We start from the raw sequence: 22,399 nt of genomic DNA, 5'->3' as shown, positions 1-22,399 counted from the left end.
ATCCTTCTTTCATTCCGTTTGAAGAACCACAACGGAAAATGGGGGAAGGGATATTTCAACCTGACCCTTTTTAATCTTCATCTTTGAAAATGCCTTGATTTTTACCTTTTCGGGTGCCTCAAAAGTATTGTGGTCCTGTAGGCTATTGGAAGTCAAGATGGTTCCAGTCAATTGTTTTGCACCAAACTCTTCCATCGAAAGATTGATGATGTGTTCTTTTTGCGCATCGATGTTCACCAACGAAATGTGCACTGCGCCCGATTCCTTTTTGGATGCCGAAATGGAAACTGCTGGTAATATTTCCCCATTATATGTATAGGTCGGGGATTCAAAATTTACCGGTAATAAGGTAGCATCTTGATGAACTTTGTACATTTTCAGCACATGGTAAGTGGGTGTCAATATCATTTTTTCACCTTCGGTGAGAATAACGGCCTGGAGCACATTCACAGTTTGGGCAAGATTGGCCATCTTGACCCTCATGGCGTGATTATTGAAAATATTCAGGGTAACTCCTGCAATCATGGCATCCCTCATAGTATTCTGTTGGTACAAAAATCCTGGGTTGGTACCTTCCTCAACCTCGTACCATCCGCCCCACTCATCGACTACTAGGGCCACTTTATTTTGGGGGTCGTATTTGTCCATAATGGCGGAATGTTTGGTGACCAGTTCCTCCATTTTCAAAGCCGTCTGCATGGTAGAGAAGTATTGTGCCTCGTCAAAATCAGATGCCGAACCTTTTTCGTTCCATTCCACAAAGGAATAGGAATGCAGGGCAACCCCCTCGATTAAACTTTTGGGAATATCACGCATCATCACTTCGGTCCAATGGTAATCATCCACATTAGCTCCAGAAGCCACCCTAAAAAATCCATCGGTATTGGACCAATCTGTCATGAATGTGGCATACTGGCGGTACACATCTGCATAGTGTTCGGGAGTCATATTGCCCCCACATCCCCACATTTCGTTTCCAACTCCCCAAAAGCTCACCTCCCAAGGGTTATCACGACCATTTTCCCTCCTCCAGTCAGACATTGGGCTCTTACCGGGATGGGTCACATATTGTATGTATTCCGTAAATTCCTGAACAGTACTGCTACCCACATTGGCCGCCAAATAGGGTTCTGCACCCAATTCCTCACAGAGGTTCAAAAAATCGTGCGTACCAAAACTGTTGTCTTCCGTAACACCTCCCCACCATCTATTGACCATGGCAGGACGATCTTTCTTTGGACCCACTCCATCTTTCCAGTGGTAGGTATCGGCAAAACACCCTCCTGGCCATCTCAAGTTGGGAATATCCAATTCTCTCAAGGCCGCTATGATATCTTTCCTTACCCCATTAATATTGGGAATGGTACTGTTTTCACCAACATATATGCCATCATAAATGCAACGGCCCAAATGTTCGGCAAAATGACCGTAGATATGTTTGCTGATGGTTACCTTCTCCGATGGTTCCGATATGGTAGCAGTGGTCTGCGCCGAAACTGCCATCGAAACGAAAGTAGCTAATATCCAAGGCATTACTTTCATAGAAATATATTTTACGTGTTTCAATCAGGATTTCTCAAAATCCATCTGATTTGTCAAGAACCAATAAGGTGCCAAGCATTTTTTAATGTGGTGCAATGCTTTGATTGTTTTACGAATAGATTCCGCGCCCAGTAAAAGGACGCGGAATTCAAAAATTAACTAAACGTAATTACAAATTCAATATAATTATTTAAAAACCAATATTTTAAATCCACTTTCTTTTAAGATTAGATACAAAACCCCCAACCTAAAAAAACAAAACTAGACAGCATTGGAAAAAATTTCACAGTTTCGGTCAAACGCAAGCTATTTAGTTGAATCTAGGAGATTTACTGCACCGTTCTTTATAAGTGTCTTTTAAACACTATAAATAAAGGAAAGAAAGTTCGGAAATGCAAACATTCCGTTAAAAAAATGTGTTTCTAACACTTATAAATTTTGTTGTGGAATCCACCCTCTATATTTGTTTTATAATTTTAGAATTAAGATTTTAGATTTCATGAAAGTTTCAGACAACTTGGAAGTTGCCAAAAATGCCAACTTACAGCTCAATTATTATCAGAAAGAAGACCAAGTTCTTTTGGCGGTGGACTGTATCATTTTTGGATTCGATAAAAAGGATCTAAAAATATTGTTGATCAAACGGAATTTTGAACCTGAAAAAGGCAAATGGTCCCTGATCGGTGGGTTTTTGAAGAAAAACGAAAATCTTGACCAAGCCGCTGTGCGGGTTTTGAAGACCCTGACCGGACTCAGTGATATCTATATGGAACAACTTTACACCTACAGTAAAGTTGACCGTGATCCAGGGCAACGCACCATATCTGTCTGTTATTACGCCTTAATCGATGTGGACGCCCATAATTTTGACGGCATTCAAATCGATTCTGCCAGTTGGATCGAACTTAAGAATGCACCGGAACTGATATTTGACCATGATGAAATGGTTCAAAAAGCGATTGCAAGACTCCGGCGCAAGGCTATGACCAATCCGATTGGATTTGAATTGCTGCCCGAAAAATTCACCATGCGACAACTCCAGAATTTATACGAATCCATTTTGGACAAAAAACTGGACAAGCGGAACTTCATCAACAAGATCAACTCTTTGGACGTGCTGGTAAAATTGGATGAAAAAGATATGACCGTTTCCAGAAAAGGTGCTTATCTCTATATTTTCGACAAGGAAAAATATGAGAAAAAGGTGGAAGAGGATGGTTTCAACTTTAAGATCTAAATTATTAGCTCCTTATTTTTCCATCAAAGAATTTGGGGCGGACGTTTTCATCAAATCCGTGATTTCGTCCAAATCCAAAGCATAATCATACATCTTTAAAGAAGCCAGATATCCAGAAAAGTGTTCTCCCACATCAGACGCTCCTATCCGTATTTTGGCATTCTCTACTTGTGAGGCCAAAACCATGATCTGGGAATTATCCAATTTCCCATCCACATACATTTTTTCCACTACCCCATCAAAGGTCAAAACCAAATAATGCCAAGTATTAGCAGACGGCAATTGGTTAAATGCCATATCAAAATGCCCATCCAAATGGGCTGCGGAACCATAATTCCCACTGTTGAAGTGCATGGCATTATAACTGTTCGCCAAACCGTATCGGAACCTATCGCACCAAGCAACCAAGCACTCCCCTTCTTTTTCAATTTCGGGATTCTTTACCCAAGTGGCCACGGTAAAGGCACCGTTCCATTCCAGACGTTTCGGGACTGGTTGATCTAATTCCAAGGCACCTTCGGAAAATTTGAAGGCCTTGATTCCTTCTTCATCCATCGTAAGTTTTACGTTTCCTTTTTTAATGAACGATCCTCCCAGGCTCCCTCTGTTCTTTAATGAGTCAATATTACTTTGGTTGATTTCCTTGGCATCGATCCCGAATAATTGTTTATGCTGATTGGCTATACCCGGGCCTTCATTGGATGGTTTACTTTCAGTTTTCAATGGAACCTCAAACAAGCTGTCGTACACTTTAATGTTCCAAACGGAAGCGAACAAGCCTGTTTTCTCGGTTCCCAAAATGGTCAATTTTACATAACGCCCATTTACATCGCCATCATCGATCATGGGACTACCCGGGGTTCTGTTTTGTGACCGATCAGCAAATACTTGCCATGATTTTCCATCTTTTGAATATTCCAATTTGTACTGATAATAATACCCGGCAAATTCAAATTGGGTCATCACCCTTTTAATGTTGGTTACTTTACCCAAATCCACAGTCAAATCTTGCGGAAAAGAATTGTTACCGGCCTTCCAGAGGGTGGCATTGTGGTCGTCCGTGGCATGGGCTGAACTGTATTCGTAATCGAGTTGCTTGGTTTGCACATGATAGCTTGATGACGCCGATGTCTTGACACCCAATGCGATATTATTAGGTACTTCTGAAGAAATGTCAGCTAAAATAGAGCTTGCTCCTGGTTCCACTTTTTTGAGGGTGGAATCGTTCTCAAAAATCAGTTCATCAACACAGACCTGACGAGACAATCCTCCCCTGGTCATGGGATAATCATGCTTGTGATACACGATGTAATAGTTCCCATTTTCTTCCAAAACCGAATGATGTCCCGGCCCATGGACAGTTCCATCAGCATTGGTGGCCAAAATGGGGTTGTTTTCGCCTGGCACGAATGGTCCATAAGGCGAATCGGAATACGCATACCGAACATTATAGGTTTCATCATGGCAAGACCCTCCGGAATACATAAAAATGTATTTACTGCCCTTTTTCATCATGTAAGCTGCCTCAAAAGGTTCTGGGGTCTCTTCCAAAGGAATGTTTTTGGCATTGAACATTTTGGCCATACTCAAAGTGTCCAGTTCCCCAACGGCATAACCCCCGTTGTAATGCACCCAAGTGCCCCAATAGCCATAAATTTTACCATCATCGTCCTTAAAAAATTGTACGTCCAAGGATGGAAACCCTTCACGTGGATAATGATGTGCTATTACCGGGGTATCGTCTTCGTTCAACTTTTCCCAAGGCCCCACTGGGGTATCCGAAACATATCCATAGATATTGCAACTTGCCTGACAATTTCCGAAGTACAGATAATACTTCCCGTCCGCACCTTCAATGATATCAGGTGCCCAAAAATTCCTCAGGTTCACCGATTCCAAGGAAGGTACTTCCATGGTGTAATTGTACCAATTTTTAAAGTCCTTGCTGTACCAGACCGTGGGTACGCCCGATGCCAACATTTCATTATCGGTGGTGGCATAGATGTAATAAATGTCGCCAAATTTTTTAATGGTGGGATCCGCAAAATAGCCAGGTAAAATGGGATTGGGCCCTTGCGAGGATTGTGAAAACTCAGGTTGTTCTACCTTTGCCTGGCAACCCAACAAAAGTAACCCAAAAAGGCACAAAAGTTTCGTTACAACCCTAATCCTCATGGCCGGTTTTTAAAGTTTGATTTGGGTTCCCTTCTTGCCCAACTCAATCTCATAGGCTCCCCTCACTTTTTTATATGGAAGTGTTGTTTCCCCATCAATACGCAAATAAGCAACCGGAGTGTGCTCCGTACTACCACCTAAAGTCAATGAAACTTCACCTGTTACCGTATTGTAGGTTACTTTTTGAATTGTACCTGCATCCATCATAATCCAAAGGTTTTTTGGTGCAATGAACGCCCTCGATTTGGCAGCTGTGGTAATCTCCATTTCTACTACATCCCCTTTTTGGGTAAGGTTTCCGCCAAAGGCCAACCATCCCAAATGTTCATCTTTCACTAAATAGGAGGATGTATTTACTGCATAGCCATAAAAACCGGAACCGTAGTCCCCTGAAATTCCATCAATTTTAAGGGTTGATGGATACGAATGAAAAGCTGCCGGACCGAAACCATCCTGGGTAATATTGGAGATTCCACCCAAAAGTCCACCATAACCAACACGCAACAAATACAGATCATCCGGTTTTTTTCTGAACTGGCTCAAAACGGGAATCGCATTCAAAGAGGAGCCATAGTGATGGATCTGACGTTCCACTCGTGAGGTTGGACCCGCCTTACCTCCGTACAAAAAGTCCCAATATCTTCTGGCATTACCGTTATAGGCCCAATGGGGCATGGTGGGCATGTAGGCCAAAATAGCATTGAGGGTAATGAAAGCTTTCCTATCAAACCCAAAATAATCGGACCACATGTACACTTCTTCCTGACCTGTGGAATCCCATGGCATTTCACTACCAAAAGGATAATCCAAGGCCCTCCAATGCTCGGCACGCTGTTTCATTCTTTCCTCCAGATCTGTGGCCTCCTTGGTCAGTCCTTCGTTTTGCAAATCTTTTAATATCAACAGGAAAACGGACCCTTCCATTTGTCCGAATTGGGCATAATAAGGTGCTTTTTCCACCATGGCCACACTGGTCTGGTAGGCTTTTTCCAAATACCAATCCCAAGAATGGTTGTCCACCAATCCTTGATGATATCGCGCCAATCGGTAAAGCACCCAATAGGCCGCGGCCACGTGGGGATAGTTGTACGATCGTCCTGGATCGTTGGCATGCTTGTGGTCCCAGGCCGCCCAGGTATTGTAGTTCACTTTTTCGTCATAGGTCCCTTTGGGTAAGGAATCGGGCTCATAATAGAACACGCTCTTTTTCACCCCATATTTGTTAGGGCCTTCATTGTATTGGATGTTTCCCCAAAGGGTTTCATCCACAAAATGCTGCAGTTTGGTTATTTCCCCTCGATCAGGCTGAACCAATTGTTTCATAATGGCCGCCAACCAGCTACCTGCACCACCCTCATCACTCAATCCACTGATCCAAGACCGACCATCTTTGGTTACTTGTTCTTTTTTCTCGTAATCATAGGTGATAGGCGATGGATTTCTACCAAAAGGATCATTGGGATCATCAAACCATTGCTCAGTGGTCAAGAAATGTCCAAAATCACGGATGACTTCCGATTCGGGTTTGATGACCTTGTAATTGACAGTCTGTTCCACACCATCAGCATACGTAATGGTAACCCTTGCCCTGCCCCAATTTTTTCCTTGAACCGCATATTTTAAACTACCTGATGGCGTTTTTCCATCCGCCTTTACCTCCAAAGCTCCTTTCGGTTCCACCTTTATAGAGGCCACCTCATTTTTATATTGAAGAAAAAGTTGACCCTTTACATCTTGAGGCAACACATAGCCAGGTACGCCCACAGCTACCGGTAGTTCTTCCTGAACCAAAGTTTCTTGAATGTTCTTAATCCCTTCGGACAAGACCAGTTTGAAGGAAAAGTTCTTGGATTCCCCAGGTTTTAGGACAATAGAGGTTGGTTCATTCCACTGCTCCACACCTTTCCATTCGTCATCAGCATAAGCTTTGCTGTATACCATCCACTCATGAAAACCTTCAAACACGATGCTCTTCGGGGTGGGGTCGTCCAATAAGGGTCGGTAGGCTTCAAAAGCCATATTTTCTTTCGGCAATACCAATAGGGCTGGCCCTCTTCCGCTTAAACGCTTTACTTCCAAATAGCCGGCATCTTTTCCGATATAAGGATCAAAAAATACATTTTGGGCATGTGTTTCCACCAACGATTTGCCTTCCAAAATGTTATTGAAGACCATCGGGATACCCAATGCTCCAATTTCAACAGGTGTACCCGACTTGTTTGTAATTTCAAAACGCATGACCAGCTTGTTGTTATCCAATTCGTAATAGCGTTTTACGGAAACCGGAATATTGGATGGCAGGGTATTGGCCAAATCGGCAGCGGCCAATATATTTCCAGTGGTTGACAAAGGAGTCACTGTTGCCCGGTGGTACGCAGTGGAATATTTTTTCCAATCCCCGTTAGCTTCCTTGATCCTTAGGTTGATGTCTCCCAAATGATACAGACTATCCTTGTCCCTAATTTCCAATCTGTCACCTGGAGTGAAATCAAAATAGGGTTCCTTGACAGGGTTCAAAGCGGCAACCGTTTGGGATGCTCGAACCAATTTTAACCTAAAATCGGGCGTTTCAAATTTTTGATATACATCGGAAACCCCCAAGGTGGATTCCCTTTTTTCAACGCGACTCCAATAGGTCTGTTGCGCTTGTGCTTCAGGTAATATGATGGCGCATAAAAGGACAGCCATCCAAAAATTGATATGCTTCATTTAGGTCTGTATTCGATATTAATGGTAAACGGATAGGGCTACTCCATAGACTTGCCCAGCTTCCTTTATCCGTATTTCAATAGTTTTTTACTTGAACTGAGTGGAGAATTTCCACTTGGTCTTGTAATTTTTGTTCAAGGGAAGATCTTGCAACAAGCTTCGCAACAATTCAATGGGCATTCTGCCTTCCTGCATTACCCTATCATGGAATTGTTTCTCTGTCCAACCTTTTTCCAGCATCTCATTTCGGAGTGCATAAAACTGCAAGCCACCCATCATATAGGCCAACTGGTACAAAGGTGGATAATTGGTAGTGAAGGAACGGCGCACCTCAGCTTCGGCATTGGCATATTCGTGGCCCACTTGATCCACCAAAAGATCAATACATTGTTGAGGGGTCATTTCACCCAAATGGAATTTTAGGGAGAAAATGATTCGTGCACAACGGTGGATCCTCCAAAAGAGCATTCCCATTTTTTGCTCGGGCGTTTGCGGAAAATCCTTGTTCCATAGAATGATTTCCCAATACAGGGACCAACCTTCCGTCCAGAATGGTGTGGAAAAAGGTCTCCTGTAGCTCTTGTGCCTGCTGGTCATAAAATATTGCAAGTTATGGCCTGGCAACAATTCATGCTGCACCGTTGGAAACGAAAAATTAGGGTTGTTGCCACGCATGCTCATCAACTTATCATCATGATCCATATCTAAAGTGGGATATGAGATGATGATATCCCGTCCACCCAAAAAGAACGGATTCACCTTTTGACGCTCTGGACTCATCATTTCCATGCCCCAGGTTTCCTTGGCCAATTCTGGCAAGGTGATCAAATCTCGATCTTCAATAAATTTCACGGAATGGGAATACAAATCCATAATGGCCTGCGGTTGATCCCCTGCTGGCACATAGGTGTTCTTCACATGTTCCAAGGCCGCCTTCCAATCATCACCGTAACCCATTTCACGGGAGGCTTTGATCATTTCACTTTTGCACCAAGCAAATTGTTCCTCGGCTGTTTTGATCAGTTCCGCAGGAGTATAAGGAATGAACTCCATGGCCAAACTTTCCTTGAGGGCCGCCTCACCAATAGGTTTTCCTATGATTCCACTTCCATCGTCCTTAACACTGTTCTGCGAATAGTTGTTTTTGAGGAACTCGGCATAGGTTGTAAGCTCTTCATTGATTTTTTTGTATGGCTCCTTCACCCACCAAGTAAAATCAGGGTCGTAAGCGTAGTAGAAATTATAGGCTTCTTCCAATCCTTTTTGAAGTGACACTACCACATCCGAGGCCTTGTCGGCCGTTTGCCAATCCCTGAAGGGTTTGGATTTCCAAGCATCGGTATCAGATGCAATGGTCTTTGAGGCATCTTGAAGAATCTGGGCAAAATTTTTGGCATCAGGTCTTTTTCCTCTTCTTCTTTCCTTGATGAAAGGGTAAATATCCTTGGCAAATGCAGCAACTTGCTCCACTTGTTTGAATTCATCATAATCTTGATTTAAAAAATAGGAACCTTTGGTCACCTGGTTCTTCAACAGCACATAATCCACTTTTCCCTGTTGCGAAAGTCCATCAAAATCCAGAGCGGCCATTTTTTTCTCCCAATCTGCATAAAAGGTCTTGAACCTTTGATAATATTCTTGGGATTCATGGACATTGTAGGTTCGGTTCAATGCCCAATTGTCCGCTTCAAACTCAGTTACTAGATCGGCCAATTTGCTGTTCTGTGCCGAGGCGATGGAACCAATCAAGGCAAGTGCCAAAGTCCCGATTTTCTCTAAACCCATTTTCATCATGTTGGTGTCGGTTTTTTAGGATGCCTGTGAGAAGCATCGATTGGTCTTTCAATGTATTAAAAATTGTTGTCTCTTTTCTTAACTGATATTACTTTAAGGTTACATCCAAATACACGGAATGCCTTCCATAGGTTTCATAAAAGGGTTTAAAAACCACCCCATCAATGGTGAACTCCAATTTCTCGGGATTACCTTGGATCGTTTTGCCCAAATCACTGGCATCCAAAGTAACCTTTCTCCAGTCGTTCCTAGCTTCCGGCTCCTGGGCCACCAATAAAATGGGACCATAAAACAAGCTGGCAATGTTCTGTTGGTCCATTACTGGATCCAGATGAAACTGAAATGGCATTTGAATATCCACAATGTCCCCATTTTTCCAATTTCTGGATAGGGTAAGGTATGACCCGGGTTGGGCCGATACTTTCTCATCCTTGCCATTGATCTTCACATAAAACCCTTTGGTAGCCCATTGCGGTACGCGAACATTGAGGTCGAATTTCCCTTTTCCTTTTATGATCAATTGTGTATGATCTTCCTTGGGGAAAGCGGTTTTTTGTTCCACGGTGATGTTCCTTTCTTTCCATTGCAAAGTAGAAGGAACAAACAGGTTTACATACAAGGCTTTATGATCGTGACTTTCAAAATAAATGGAATTTTGAAGTTTGGTGCTGCTCTCCAAAGCGGTACCATTACAACAGGTGAATCCGGTCATATCGGCATTGCCAAATCTTTTGATAGAACCCGGTCTAAGCGGCACATGGTAGGTGTTTGCTGGACTGTCCTCAGCCACCGAAGCCAAGATATGGTTATACAGACCTCGCTCATAATAGTCCATCAACTCGGTACGCTGATCGAACATAAAAAGGTTGCGGGTCAACTTGAGCATGTTATAAGTGGCACAGGTTTCGTTCTGACCACCTGCTGAAAACCCATTTTCATACAAAGTGGCGGGTTGACCTATAAAACATTCGGCATTGGTAGGATTGCGGGCACCTGCCACCCCCCCTATACTGTACATGTAATCGTTCTTGGCCTTGTACCAAAAGTTATCCGCTACACGGAAGTATTCGGGAATTTCGGAATCGCGATAAATTTCCAAAGCCCCCATGATCTGAGGAATATGCTGATTGGCATGCAACCCCCTAAATGTATCCACATTTTTGGCAAGTCCGTGCGAGTGTTCGGCATCACCAAAAAAGACTTTGATGTTATCGAACAATTGCGCCACTTCCAAGTAGCGGTGTTCATTAGTGATGCGGTATAACCTTGCCATAGCCTCGTTCATGCCACCAAATTCGCCAGCAATGTACGTATTCCACATGCTGATAAGGGTATCAACCGGCACTTGACTTAAACGGGCATGTACCCAACTTCCCATTCCTTTGGCAATATCCAAAGCTTTTTGGTTTCCGGTAACCTCGTAAATATCCATCAAACCAGCCAAAATTTTATGCAAGGTGTAGTAGGGTGCCCAAATCTGGGTTTTTTGGGTCCCGTATTTTGCTCCTCCTTCCAGCATGATGAACTGATCGGGAGGGTAGGCACTGATAAAACCTTCTCCCCAGTTCCAATAATCGGTACGGATACCACTTTCACTCAAATCGGAATCATACCCTTCCCTTCCATCACCCGGTGGCACTTCAGTTGGATTGGAAACGTATGGCCCACCAGCTACATTTGCATGCCCAGAAAGTTGGGAAAGCTCATAAAGGGTATTCACCATATAATCCATCTTTTGGGCAAAGTTGGCCTGCAAATTTTTGTCGTACCCTGTACTAGCGTAGGCTTGGGCTATGGCTGTAAGATAATGCCCGGTGGCATGGCCACGCAATTTGGTCTCCTGACTGTCCCAAACTCCCAATGGTGTTGCTCCTGCAGGTTGTGGTTGACCAAATGCATTCCGGAACATGTATAGGAAAGAATCGGGGTTGGTCTCCGCCAAAGTATTGATGAACTTATCCCTATTTTCAATGAACTTGGTTTGATTGCCCAAGGCGTCTGAATCCAAAGTAACATCTGCAAGTTCAAAGGCTTCCAAAGTTTGGTGTGGAGTCGCTTCTTCATCTCCACTTCTAACTGTGATGATAGCTTTGGGTTGAAAATTGGTCCCCGCCACTTTTCCGATCACCTCATAAGTGCCTGGTTGTTGCACATCCCCATTATCGGTGGGAGCCGGCCATAAAACCCTTACTTCAGGACCTTGGAGACCACTTTTATAGGTTCCTTTCACAAAACGCGGTAACCTTGGAAGATTTCCAACCTTTGTTTCTACCTGAACATTGGAAACACCAGTTAGGTAACTATTGTACAATTGTGGATTATTAGTTTCAAATTGTGGGAGATTGTCCTCCGGTTTCTCTCTCCTAACTGCCTCTTCACCTCCCCTCAACGCAATGTATTGGATCCTTCCAATTTGTTGTTCACTCAACGGAATGCGATATAATCTTAAATCATGGATTTTTGCATTCAGAAACGGATTATTGGAGGCAATCGATCGCCCGAGGTACAATAGGTTTTCATGTGTGAACAATTCTTCCAGTTCCATTTCCATGTCCGCCACCTTTCCAATTTGTTTCCCGTCAACAAAGATTCCCATAGTTTTAGAAGGAATGTCAAGGACTACCGCCAAGTGTACCCATTGGTTGGTTTCAATAGTTATATCATTGGCAAGGGCCGTATACTTTTCCTTTCCATTTTGAAGAATCTGTGCCTGCAATCCGCCCTTTTCCTTTGTTCCAAAAGGAGATACGAAAAAATGGGAACGGCCATCCTTTCCAAAGTCAAAAAGGGTCTGACCCACTTGGTCAGCGCTGAAATTCACCCATATGGTGATACTTAAAGATTCTTCACCTTCCACAGCTTCTCCAGGAATGGAAACAAAGGTCTTGTCATCTCCTGGCAAGGAAAGTACCTTACCAAACTTTTCATCCTCTTCAAACTTGGAATTTGGACCATAAATTCTACCATGTAGATTATTACGGGACCAATCCTTGGCATCGCCATTGAAGATATATCGGGCTATCATTCCCGTTTCACCGATACCATCCAATATTTGATTGCCACTTTGGGCCACCATTGTCGACATGCCAAAAACAAGGCCCAGCATGATATAGTAAAATCGTTTGTTCATTTTCATTTTTTATGCTAATACTTTTATTCTGAACACTTTCAGTTCAACAACATTTTTTAATTAATCATAGACTTCTTCCCAAGAAGGAGGGGTAACTCCCAAAAGATGCTCCACAAAGAAATCCTTGCGCTTACGCTCCCCAAAATCACCTCCCGAAGAGTGACCCATGCCTGGAATGGTGACCAGCTCAAAATCCTTGTTGGCCTTGATGAGGGCATTGGCAAATTGCATAGTGGTCGCTGGATCCACATTATCATCCACCTCTCCCAAGATGAGCATTAAATTACCACCCATTTGGGCCGCATTCTCAATGTTGGAGCTAGCTGCATAATGAGGTCCGATGGGGTAACCCATGAACTGCTCGTTCCACCAGATCTTGTCCATTCTATTGTCGTGACAGCCACAGGAAGATACGGCCACATCATAAAAATCAGAGTTGAAAACCAAGGCTGCCGCGGCGTTCTGCCCACCTGCCGAGGTTCCAAAAATTCCAACTTTATCCGCATTCATGTACGGATACTTTTTGGCGGCTGCCTTGATCCAAAGTTTACGATCGGGAAAGCCCCCATCTTTCAAATTCTGCCAACACACATCATGAAAAGCCTTGGAACGATTGGATGTTCCCATTCCGTCAATCTGTACCACAATAAAACCCAGTTCTGCAATGGATGACATAGACCAATAATAGGCTCTAAAATCTTTCGGCACAAAAGAACTATGCGGTCCGGCATAAATGTACTCCACTACGGGGTATGTTTTATTGGGATCAAAGCTGGTGGGGCGAATAATGACGCCCCAAATGTCCGTTTTTCCATCACGCCCTTTTGCTGTAAATACCTCAGGAGCAATCCATCCTTCCTTTAATAAAGCTGAATGATCTGCCTGCTGCAAGGTCATGATGGTTTTATTTCCTCGGGCCGATTTTAAAACAGTCACCGGTGGCATGTCAACCCTGGAATATTGATCTACATAATACCTGTGGTCCTCGGAAAAAGTCACATCATGGTTACCGTTTTCTTTGGTGAAACGGGTAAAATTCTTCCCATCAAAATCTACCTTGCAGTACTGGATAAAATAGGGATCCTGATCTTTGTCCAATCCACTGGCCGTGAAGTAGACCTCCCTCTTGTCTTCATCCACATGAACCACTTTACGAACCACCCATTCCCCTTTGGTTAGCTGTTTTTTCGTCTGTCCGGTTTTGCCATCGTACAAATAAATATGGTTCCAACCGTCCCGTTCCGAAGTCCAGATGATTTCTTGCCCATCCTTTACATCGAACCGGTATTTTTTACTGCTGTAATCGATAAAAGTGTTGCTGGTTTCATTTATCAGCACCTTCACTTTTCCTGTGGAAGCATCCACCTCAATAACCTTGTAGGCCTGATGTCCCCTTTGATTGTATTCGAAGGTAAAGGCTCGACTATCTTCCCGCCAATCCATATTGTTCAACCCAAATTGATGATCGAATTCCGTGGTAGGCACCTCAATATGCTTTTTGGAATCCACCAAAAATAGTTGTGGACTTTTAAATGGTACCTCGTCACCCGGTTTTAAATAGTCCCTGGACTGCAGTTTAGGTTGAAATTGGTCCGTTGGGCTGGACTCCACAAAATAAATTTTGCGATCGTCACCCGGACGGACTTTGTAAGCCATGATCTTTTTGCCATCGGGTGACCATTTGATGTAGGTTGAATAGAAAAACCCGGGCGCCCCATCATAACTCAACTGGGCCTCCGCTCCTGATTTGTTGTCCTTGATATAAACGTTACTGTTTTTAATAAAGGCCGTCATAGTTGAATCTGGGGAGACCACGGGAGGGTTTTTGGTCTCATCGAACCTACTTCCCCAATATCCACGTTCCCAACCTTTCTTTTTCTCTGGTGTTTCAAGAACCTTCAAACTATTGCTATCAGGCTTATAGGAAAGCCTTTTTTCATCAAATGTAAATTTGATTTCATTGAAGGAAGCATCAAAATCCAGTTCCGTGATTTCCAAATCATCGGAATTCACTTGCCTACCAAACTGATCGGTAAGCAACTGGGCCAATGCCACTTGATCAAAGCACTTTTTCTGGGAATTGGATATGGGATCAACCCACAAATATTCCTTTCCTAGCGAAGTGTTGTTCACATACCACAGTAGATTGTTTTTTAGCCAGTGAAACTCAGAAGGCGTATTGACTACTTTATTCCGGAATAGGGAATCCAAGGCAATAGCCTTTTTATATTCCTCTACCGTACCCTGCCCAAATACAGGTCCGAATGTTATAAGTATAAAAAATACACTTATTTTTTTGACAAAAGATTCCATAACTTAAATAAGTCTAAAACTAGAGATAATCTCCTTTGATTTATCGTTTCATATTACCACAAACCAATACTATATTACCCTTAACATCCTTAAAAGGACAAAAAAGCATAGATAATTGGTCAAATGATAGGAGTTTTCGACTTATTTATATTACCGACCTGCGGCAAATAAACCTTAATGATGTTGTTAATATCTATCGGGGGATATCGGGACCAGATTAACAGAAGTGGGCTTATTGTCAATTTGCTCAGCGATCAATTTACCTGTTATGGGACCAAGGCTCCATCCCATCATAGCGTGTCCGGCCGCAATCGTCAAATTGGAATACTTGGACGTTCTTCCAATAAAAGGAAGACCATCAGGAGAAACAGGTCGTAACCCCGAGGTGGTATTTTGCTTTTCACTTTCATTGATCTCCACTTCGCGGTAGTGTTCCTTGACCGCATGGGCCAAGGCTTCAACACGCTCTTTACGAACCATAGTATTGTTACCAGAAAATTCCATAGTTCCCGCAAAGCGGGTAAAACCTTCCATTGGAGTTATGGCGGCTTTGGCATCCACCAAAATGGTGGGCAGGGTAATCCCGGTTGGCCGGTGTACATCCATACTATAGCCCTTACCTCCTTGAATGGGAATATTCAATTGTAGGGATTTTGCCAAATGGGAAGTCCAACTTCCACTAGCCAACACAAACTCATCTGCCTCATAAACGGCATCCTGAGTCTTCACTGCATTTATGCCATTTCCATTGGTCAAAAAATGTTCAACGGTTTGGTTGCATTCAAAGATCACCCCCTTGGATTTCAGCCAAGTCTTCATACCCTCCATGAATTGCCGGGGAGTCATGTGGGCATCACATTTGTAATGTACGGCACCCAATACCTTGTCCGATAACACCGGTTGTATCTTGTATAATTTCGTTTTGGAAAGTAGCACGGCGTCCAATCCCAATTTTATGGCTTTTTCTGCCACTTCATGCTCTTCATGTTCACTTTTGGCAGTACTGTATGCCATCAAAACCCCTTTTCTTTCGTAGTGAAAAGCAAAATCAAGGTCAGCAACCATTTGCTCATACAGTTCCCTGCTCTTCAAATTGAGTTCTTTGATTACAGGAATAGCTTTATTTACCTTGGAAGTGGTTGCCGCTTTCTTAAAAAGGTAGGCCCATTTGAAAAACTCCATATCCCATCTTGGTTTGATATAAAAGGGACTGGAGCTATTGAACATCCATTTGATGCCCTGGGTAATGATTCCTGGTGCGGCTAAGGGAATAAAGTGGCTTGGGGTAATGTAACCCGCATTGATAAAGGATGCCCCGGTGGACATGTCCGTACGGTCCAAGACGGTCACTTGATGCCCTTCTTTTACCAAATAATAGGCACTACAAAGTCCGGAGATACCACCTCCCACAACAACTACTCTCTTCATTTTGAATTGATTACATCAAATTACCTGGAATCCGTGGGCATAGGGGTCATCATCGTCAATTATGATGTTGTTGTAACCCGTAACCTGCGCCCAACCTTGAATACTGGGAACTATTGCCTTCATATTGGCCAAGGTAGTTTCTTGTTCCACTCTACCCACAAACTTGCTCCCGATAAAGCTTTCATGGATAAACGGTTCACCCTGTTTTAGTTTTCCTTTGGCATGTAGCTGTGCCATTCGCGCAGAAGTTCCCGTTCCACAGGGAGAACGGTCAATGGCTTTGTCCCCATAAAAAACGGCATTCCTTCCTGACGACGTAGGATCATTAGGTTCCCCTGTCCATAACATATGGCTCACATCGCGGATAGTACTGTTTTCAGGGTGAATAAAACGGTCAGGATATTTTTCATTGATACGTTTCCTAACCACTTGGGAGTATTGTATGATCTGCCCAGCCGTAAAATTTTGGATACCGCTAAAGTTTTTTTGCGGATCTACAATAGCATAGTAGTTTCCTCCATAGGCCACATCAAAGGTCAGCTCGCCCAACTCCGGACATTCCACTGTCAAATTTTCGGCGGCCAAATAGGATTTTACATTCACCAATCGCACCCAATCCACCTTTTTTCCGGTCTGTTGATATTCAATTTCCACCAAACCTGCAGGGGCTTCCATCTTTATCTTACCCGGAATTTTCGGCGTGATGAGTCCTTCTTCAATGGCAATGGTGATGGTACCGATAGTGCCATGCCCGCACATGGGCAAACACCCAGAAGTCTCTATAAATAAAATGGCAAAATCATTTTGGGGATCATGTGGTGGAAAAAGAATACTTCCGCTCATCATGTCATGCCCCCTAGGTTCAAACATGAGTCCTTTACGGATCCAATCATATTCCTTTAGGAAATGCTGTCTTTTTTCACTCATGTTCGCGCCCAAAAGATTGGGGCCTCCCCCTGCCACAACCCGCACAGGATTACCACAGGTATGTGCATCAACACAAAAAAAAGTTTTTCTTGCCACTTGAAGGTCTTTAAAACTATGCTATTTTTTGCAATACTCTAAAATAGAACCGCTTACCCTTTTAAATGTTCGGGCAGCAATTCTTGGGGAAAAGATTGATAACTCACCGGTCTCACCCATCTTTTAATGGCATGTACGCCTACCGCCGTGAACCTTGAATCGGTAGAGGCCGGATAGGGCCCTCCGTGTTGCATGGATGGACACACTTCCACTCCAGTTGGAACACCGTTATAAATAATCCTACCTACCCTATTTTGAAGGACATCAACCAGTTCGATCAAATCCATATCATCATCTTTTTCCGCGATGAGTGTACCGGTCAACTGACCTTCCAAACCTTCAATAATCTGAAGAAGCTCTGCCTCGTTCTTACATTGAACCACCATGGAAAAAGGTCCGAAAACCTCTTGATGTAATTTTGGGTTGGCGAGAAAATCAGTCCCGGAAACCGTAGCCACAACTGATGCTGCATAATTGGGTTCCAAGGTGCCTTGAACTTTTCCAACTACGGTTACCCCGCTTTGGGAAGTTACATTTTCACCTTTCTTGTCATACCCACTTTTGATATTGGGGTGCAACATACATTGGGGATCCAGCGCAATGGTCTCTTTGGCCAGTTCTTCAATAAAATCTTGTGTGTGGTCTCCTTTGACGATCAACAACAACCCGGGATTGGTACAAAACTGACCCGTTCCCAAGGTGATGGAACCGGCATAGGTCTTGGCAATTTCAGAAGCTCTTTTAACTAGAGCATTTGGCGTAATGATCACTGGGTTGATACTTCCCATTTCCGCAAATACCGGAATGGGTTCTTCCCTTTTGGAAGCTAGGTCGAACAACGCCCTACCACCAGCAATACTTCCCGTAAAGCCAACCGCTTTTACTTTAGGATGGCTCACCAAATCCACACCAGCTTGAATGCCGCCATTAATACTAGAAAACACTCCTTTTGGCATTCCTGTTTTTTCTGCCGCCTTCACAATGGCCGAAGCGACCAATTCCGAAGTACCGGCATGCATGGGATGGGATTTTACGACAACAGGACATCCAGCGGCCAAGGCACTTGCAGTGTCGCCACCAGCGGTAGAATATGCCAAGGGAAAGTTACTGGCCCCGAATACTGCAACCGGACCTAAAGGGATCATCGTTTTTCTAATATCATCCTTTGGAAGGGGTTTACGATCAGGTTGGGCGGCATCAAAAGTATTCTCTCGCCAATCTTCAGTAGCTACCAATTCGGCAAAGGACCTTAATTGGAATACGGTACGGCCCCTTTCTCCAACGGCTCTACCTTCGGGCAATCCAGATTCCAACATATACATTTCCACCAACTCCTTATCCAAAGCCAATATTTCATCAGCAATGGCATTCAAAAAATCGGCTCTTTTGGCACCGGACATTTTACGGAAAACCTTAAAAGCCTCCCACGCTTTGGTCACGGCTTCCCCAACCTCCTCTTTTGTGGCTTCCACAAAAACGGTGGGGTTTTCCATATTCAATTTCGGGTTAATGGTCCTGAACTCCACCTTCCCCTTTGCTATAAATTCTCCTGCGATACAGTTTTTACCTGTAATCATACTACACTTTTAAGATTTTTATATTCGGGCAGTTCCGGTCTGGTTGCCATGGCCGTTTCGATGACGTTCAACACGCGTTTGCGTTCCTCACCTTGAAGCGGCAATCTCGGCGCCCTTACATTCTCGGTACCGATACCTGTGGCCACTTCTGCCAATTTAATGTTCTGCACCAACTGTGGGCTGATATCCAATTCCAACAAAGGCATGAACCACTTATAAATTTGCAATGCTTCTTCTATCTTACCTGCTTTTACCAATTCGTAGATGGCAACGGTCTCTGCAGGATAAGCACAAACCAAGCCTGCCACCCAGCCATCGGCACCGATGACCAAACTTTCAAGCCCGAGGGTATCCACACCAGTGAACACTTTTAAACGGTCGCCAAACCTATTCTGCAAACGGATCACATTGGTAATGTCCCTGGTAGATTCTTTGATGGCCTGGATATTCTCACATTCCAACAATTCTTCCATCATATCCAAAGTTACCTCTATTTTATAATCCACAGGGTTGTTGTAGATCATTATAGGCAGTGATGTACTGTTCGCAATAGCCTTAAAATATGCAACGGTTTCATAATCTGTGGCCTTATAGCGCATAGGTGGCAACAACATTAAACCTTGGGCCCCTACCTTCTCTGCATGTTGTGCAACGGCAACGGCTCCTTTTGTGCTCTGCTCCGCAATGTTAATGATCACAGGAATCTTGCCTTCCACAATGGATAAGGCGGTTTTGATCAAAGTCTCCTTTTCATGTGGCTCCAAGGTACTGGCTTCCCCTAGGGTTCCACCCAAAATGATGCCATGAACACCAGCCTCCATTTGAGCCTTTACATTTTTCTCGAACATAGCAAGATCCAATTGGTCATCGCTAGTAAACTTCGTGGTTAAAGCAGGCATTACGCCTTCCCATTTAATCATAATAGTCAATTGTTTAGACTACAAAAATAAAAAGAGTTGTCCGCAACAAATGTTCAAGTTATTAACTTATTATAATACTATATTAACCCGTATATTGACCTACGCTCTTTTTTTTAATAATATTTGTAAAAAACAAGCATTGAAAGTTCTACCTTTTAAAATACCAAAACCCAAGGACGAGGCCCTGGTCTACCAAGTAGATAGGGAGAAGGTACTTTATGACCAGCTCCACCAACATGGTGAAATCCAAATAAGCTATGTGGAAGAGGGTTCGGGATCGTTGATCGTTGGCGACACCATCAACGAATATAAGGAAGGTGACATTTTGATTATTGGTGGATTCATTCCCCATGTTTTTAGGAGCGATATCAATGCCACCGAGGAATCGGTCATGCACACCCTTTTTTTTGACTACAATTCCTTTGGAAAGGATTTTTTCAAACTTTCCGATCTTTCCCTTGCCAATGAATTCTTCAAACAGTCGGAGTTTGGCATGAAAGTACTTTCCAATCAAGATGAGGTCATCGCGCTCTTTAATCTGTTGGGCCATCAGAACAAGGTGGAACAAATAGCCACATTATTGCTGATCATCAGCCAAATCACTAAATCGAAAACAGAACCTCTTTCCTCTTTCGTGTACCGAAAAAGTTATTCGGATGATGAAGGAAAACGCATGAGCAATGTTTATGAATATGCCATGGAACGATACCATGAACAAATTTCCCTGGAGGAAATCTCGGAACGGGCCAATATGAGCAAGAATGCCTTTTGCAGATACTTTAAAAAAAGGACTAACAAGACCTTCTTTCAATTTTTAATCGAGATCCGTATTGAAAGTGCCTGCAAAATGATCATCAACAAACCCGAACTTCCTATTTCCTTGATTTCGGAACAATGCGGCTTTAGCAATATTGCCAATTTTAACCGAAAGTTCAAGGAACTAAAAGGCTGTACGCCTACCCAATACAGGACCCAGTTCTAAGCTATTATTTTGATGATGGGTAGAAAAGGGATTTCTTGATTACCAGTTGTTCCTTTGTGGCCTTTTCTTTTTCAGACAGTTGGTACGATCTTTTGATGAAACTCGTCCCTTCCTCCAACGGGCTCAAATCCATCTGTAGTCCGGCATGATCCAAGTATTTTTGATAATCTATCTCGTTCACCGTATCCACATAATTTTGTAGCTCCAATAAAGATTTTCCTGCAAATTGCTCACAAATGGCCCAAAATTCCTCTTTTTTGAACCCTCTGTTCTGCTTTAGGAAGTATTCGTTGTACAGAAACCGCATGACATCATCCAAGGATTTCTGATTTTTAGAATTTTTGCGGATCTCCAGATCTAAGAGCAATCCAATTATTGGTCCTTTGTTATAGTAGGATATAGTGGTCTGGTCGGTATTTTCATCCCTATTGAGGAAATTCAACCAAATATCAAAACTTGAACGGGAAAGCGACATATGATTTTTCCCTTCTATATTCTCGTACCTTCTAATGGAACCGCTCAAATAATCCAAAGCTTCCTTAGGCTGCAACAAACCAGCACGGAGCATGATCAAGTATTCGTAATACACCGTAATCCCTTCGGAAACCCAAAGCATATCGGTATAGTTTTCCTTGCCATAATCAAATGGGCCTAGTGCTATGGGACGAATTGCCTTTACATTGTAGAGGTGAAAATATTCATGGGTGATGAAATTTAGGAAATCTGTGTAATGCTCCTTGGACTTGAATTCGAACGATCCACTGGTAAACACAGCTTGTGAATTCCAATGTTCCAAACCACCGCCACCGGCTCCCATCATAATGAAACTGTAATTTTGATAGGGAACATGGCCCATCAATGCTGTAGTGGCCGAGATAATTTTTTTAAGATCGCCCACAAAGGTATCCTGTTGTAATCCTTCAGGGGTTTCCATTGCCAGATGATAGGATCTTCCATCATGTTCAAATTCAATTATTTTTTGATTTCCAACATAAATCGGGCTATCATATAACACATCAAAATCCAGGGCATAATACTGACCTGCATCATTCTTGACCAATCCTGTTGAAATTGTATTCCAATCCTGATAAGGTTCGATTGTCAAAGTTACCGGGACATCAATCTTATCCTTTGGATACATGAACATGGAATTGGGCATGATGAACGCCTTGTTTTGATCCACAAGGGATTCTGCAACGGATTTTTTATTGGCAAAAACCCGATACGTGACCACAATACTTTGGCTTGTTCCATTGTTGACCACCCACGTATCCTTAGATTCCTTGTGCCAATCCAACATTTTCCCTTTGTCGTTTTTTACTTCAAAATCAACTATATAACGAGGAAAATCCAAAATCTTGTAATATCCTGGGGACCATACGGGGAGCACAAAACTGGAGTTGGGCGAGCGAAGCTCGGAGCAAGTAAACTGCACCTGGGCATAATGTGCTTCGGGTTGGGTAAAACTCAATTTAAAATCCATTTTGGATTGTGCCGAGCAGATGGCACTTACCCCAAAGAACCACCCGATTACCAGTACTGAAAGTTTTTTCGACCTCATCATTTTCA

The 22,399-nt window shown here is 43.2% G+C and carries 13 protein-coding genes; 2 read left to right on the top strand and 11 right to left on the bottom strand.

Going from position 1 to position 22,399, the window contains the following annotated elements; translation table 11 throughout:
- Positions 1 to 9: 9 nt before the first annotated feature.
- A complete protein-coding gene (locus tag D2V05_RS02700; protein ID WP_119646027.1) occupies positions 10 to 1,542 on the bottom strand; it encodes an alpha-N-arabinofuranosidase in 1,533 nt (510 codons plus the stop codon).
- A gap of 499 nt (positions 1,543 to 2,041) precedes the next feature.
- Between D2V05_RS02700 and D2V05_RS02695 the strand changes: the two genes are divergently transcribed.
- A complete protein-coding gene (locus D2V05_RS02695; RefSeq protein ID WP_119646026.1) occupies positions 2,042 to 2,779 on the top strand; it encodes an NUDIX hydrolase in 738 nt (245 codons plus the stop codon).
- 12 nt (positions 2,780 to 2,791) lie between these two features.
- Here the strand turns inward: D2V05_RS02695 and D2V05_RS02690 are convergent, their stop codons facing one another.
- From D2V05_RS02690 to D2V05_RS02650, 9 genes are all read right to left on the bottom strand, one after another.
- On the bottom strand, positions 2,792 to 4,954 hold the full coding sequence (locus D2V05_RS02690) for a family 43 glycosylhydrolase (protein ID WP_119646025.1): 2,163 nt from the start codon (positions 4,952 to 4,954) through the stop codon (positions 2,792 to 2,794).
- 9 nt (positions 4,955 to 4,963) lie between these two features.
- Positions 4,964 to 7,663 carry a DUF5695 domain-containing protein gene (locus D2V05_RS02685; protein ID WP_119646024.1) on the bottom strand — a complete coding sequence of 900 codons (2,700 nt, stop codon included), beginning with the start codon at positions 7,661 to 7,663 and terminating at the stop codon, positions 4,964 to 4,966.
- Between the two features lie 87 nt (positions 7,664 to 7,750).
- A complete protein-coding gene (locus D2V05_RS02680; protein WP_119646023.1) occupies positions 7,751 to 9,448 on the bottom strand; it encodes a DUF885 family protein in 1,698 nt (565 codons plus the stop codon).
- A gap of 97 nt (positions 9,449 to 9,545) precedes the next feature.
- Complete coding sequence (locus D2V05_RS02675; protein ID WP_235855365.1) at positions 9,546 to 12,587, bottom strand: beta-L-arabinofuranosidase domain-containing protein; 3,042 nt, start codon at positions 12,585 to 12,587, stop codon at positions 9,546 to 9,548.
- A gap of 60 nt (positions 12,588 to 12,647) precedes the next feature.
- The gene (locus D2V05_RS02670) at positions 12,648 to 14,798 is read right to left on the bottom strand and encodes a S9 family peptidase (protein ID WP_235855364.1); all 2,151 of its coding nucleotides are present in this window, start codon (positions 14,796 to 14,798) and stop codon (positions 12,648 to 12,650) included.
- A 288-nt stretch (positions 14,799 to 15,086) separates the two neighbouring features.
- A complete protein-coding gene (locus D2V05_RS02665) occupies positions 15,087 to 16,328 on the bottom strand; it encodes an NAD(P)/FAD-dependent oxidoreductase (protein WP_119646020.1) in 1,242 nt (413 codons plus the stop codon).
- A gap of 15 nt (positions 16,329 to 16,343) precedes the next feature.
- Entirely contained in the window at positions 16,344 to 17,351 is a 1,008-nt protein-coding gene (locus D2V05_RS02660; RefSeq protein WP_119646019.1) for a 4-hydroxyproline epimerase, read from the bottom strand.
- A gap of 53 nt (positions 17,352 to 17,404) precedes the next feature.
- Positions 17,405 to 18,928 carry an aldehyde dehydrogenase (NADP(+)) gene (locus tag D2V05_RS02655; protein WP_119646018.1) on the bottom strand — a complete coding sequence of 508 codons (1,524 nt, stop codon included), beginning with the start codon at positions 18,926 to 18,928 and terminating at the stop codon, positions 17,405 to 17,407.
- Positions 18,925 to 19,848 carry a dihydrodipicolinate synthase family protein gene (locus D2V05_RS02650; protein WP_119646017.1) on the bottom strand — a complete coding sequence of 308 codons (924 nt, stop codon included), beginning with the start codon at positions 19,846 to 19,848 and terminating at the stop codon, positions 18,925 to 18,927. Before D2V05_RS02650 ends, D2V05_RS02655 begins: the two co-directional genes overlap by 4 nt.
- Before the next feature lie 139 nt (positions 19,849 to 19,987).
- On the opposite strand from D2V05_RS02650, the gene D2V05_RS02645 reads away from it, so the two are divergent.
- Complete coding sequence (locus D2V05_RS02645) at positions 19,988 to 20,830, top strand: AraC family transcriptional regulator (protein ID WP_119646016.1); 843 nt, start codon at positions 19,988 to 19,990, stop codon at positions 20,828 to 20,830.
- A gap of 4 nt (positions 20,831 to 20,834) precedes the next feature.
- Here D2V05_RS02645 and D2V05_RS02640 read toward each other — a convergent pair whose 3' ends face one another.
- On the bottom strand, positions 20,835 to 22,394 hold the full coding sequence (locus tag D2V05_RS02640) for a M61 family metallopeptidase (RefSeq protein ID WP_119646015.1): 1,560 nt from the start codon (positions 22,392 to 22,394) through the stop codon (positions 20,835 to 20,837).
- Positions 22,395 to 22,399 lie beyond the last annotated feature (5 nt).

The sequence above is a fragment of the Flagellimonas pelagia genome (assembly GCF_003584135.1).
In the GTDB taxonomy this organism is placed as follows: domain Bacteria; phylum Bacteroidota; class Bacteroidia; order Flavobacteriales; family Flavobacteriaceae; genus Flagellimonas; species Flagellimonas pelagia.
The sequence above is the reverse complement of the archived record's forward strand: the minus strand, read 5'-3'. Positions and strand labels throughout refer to the sequence as shown.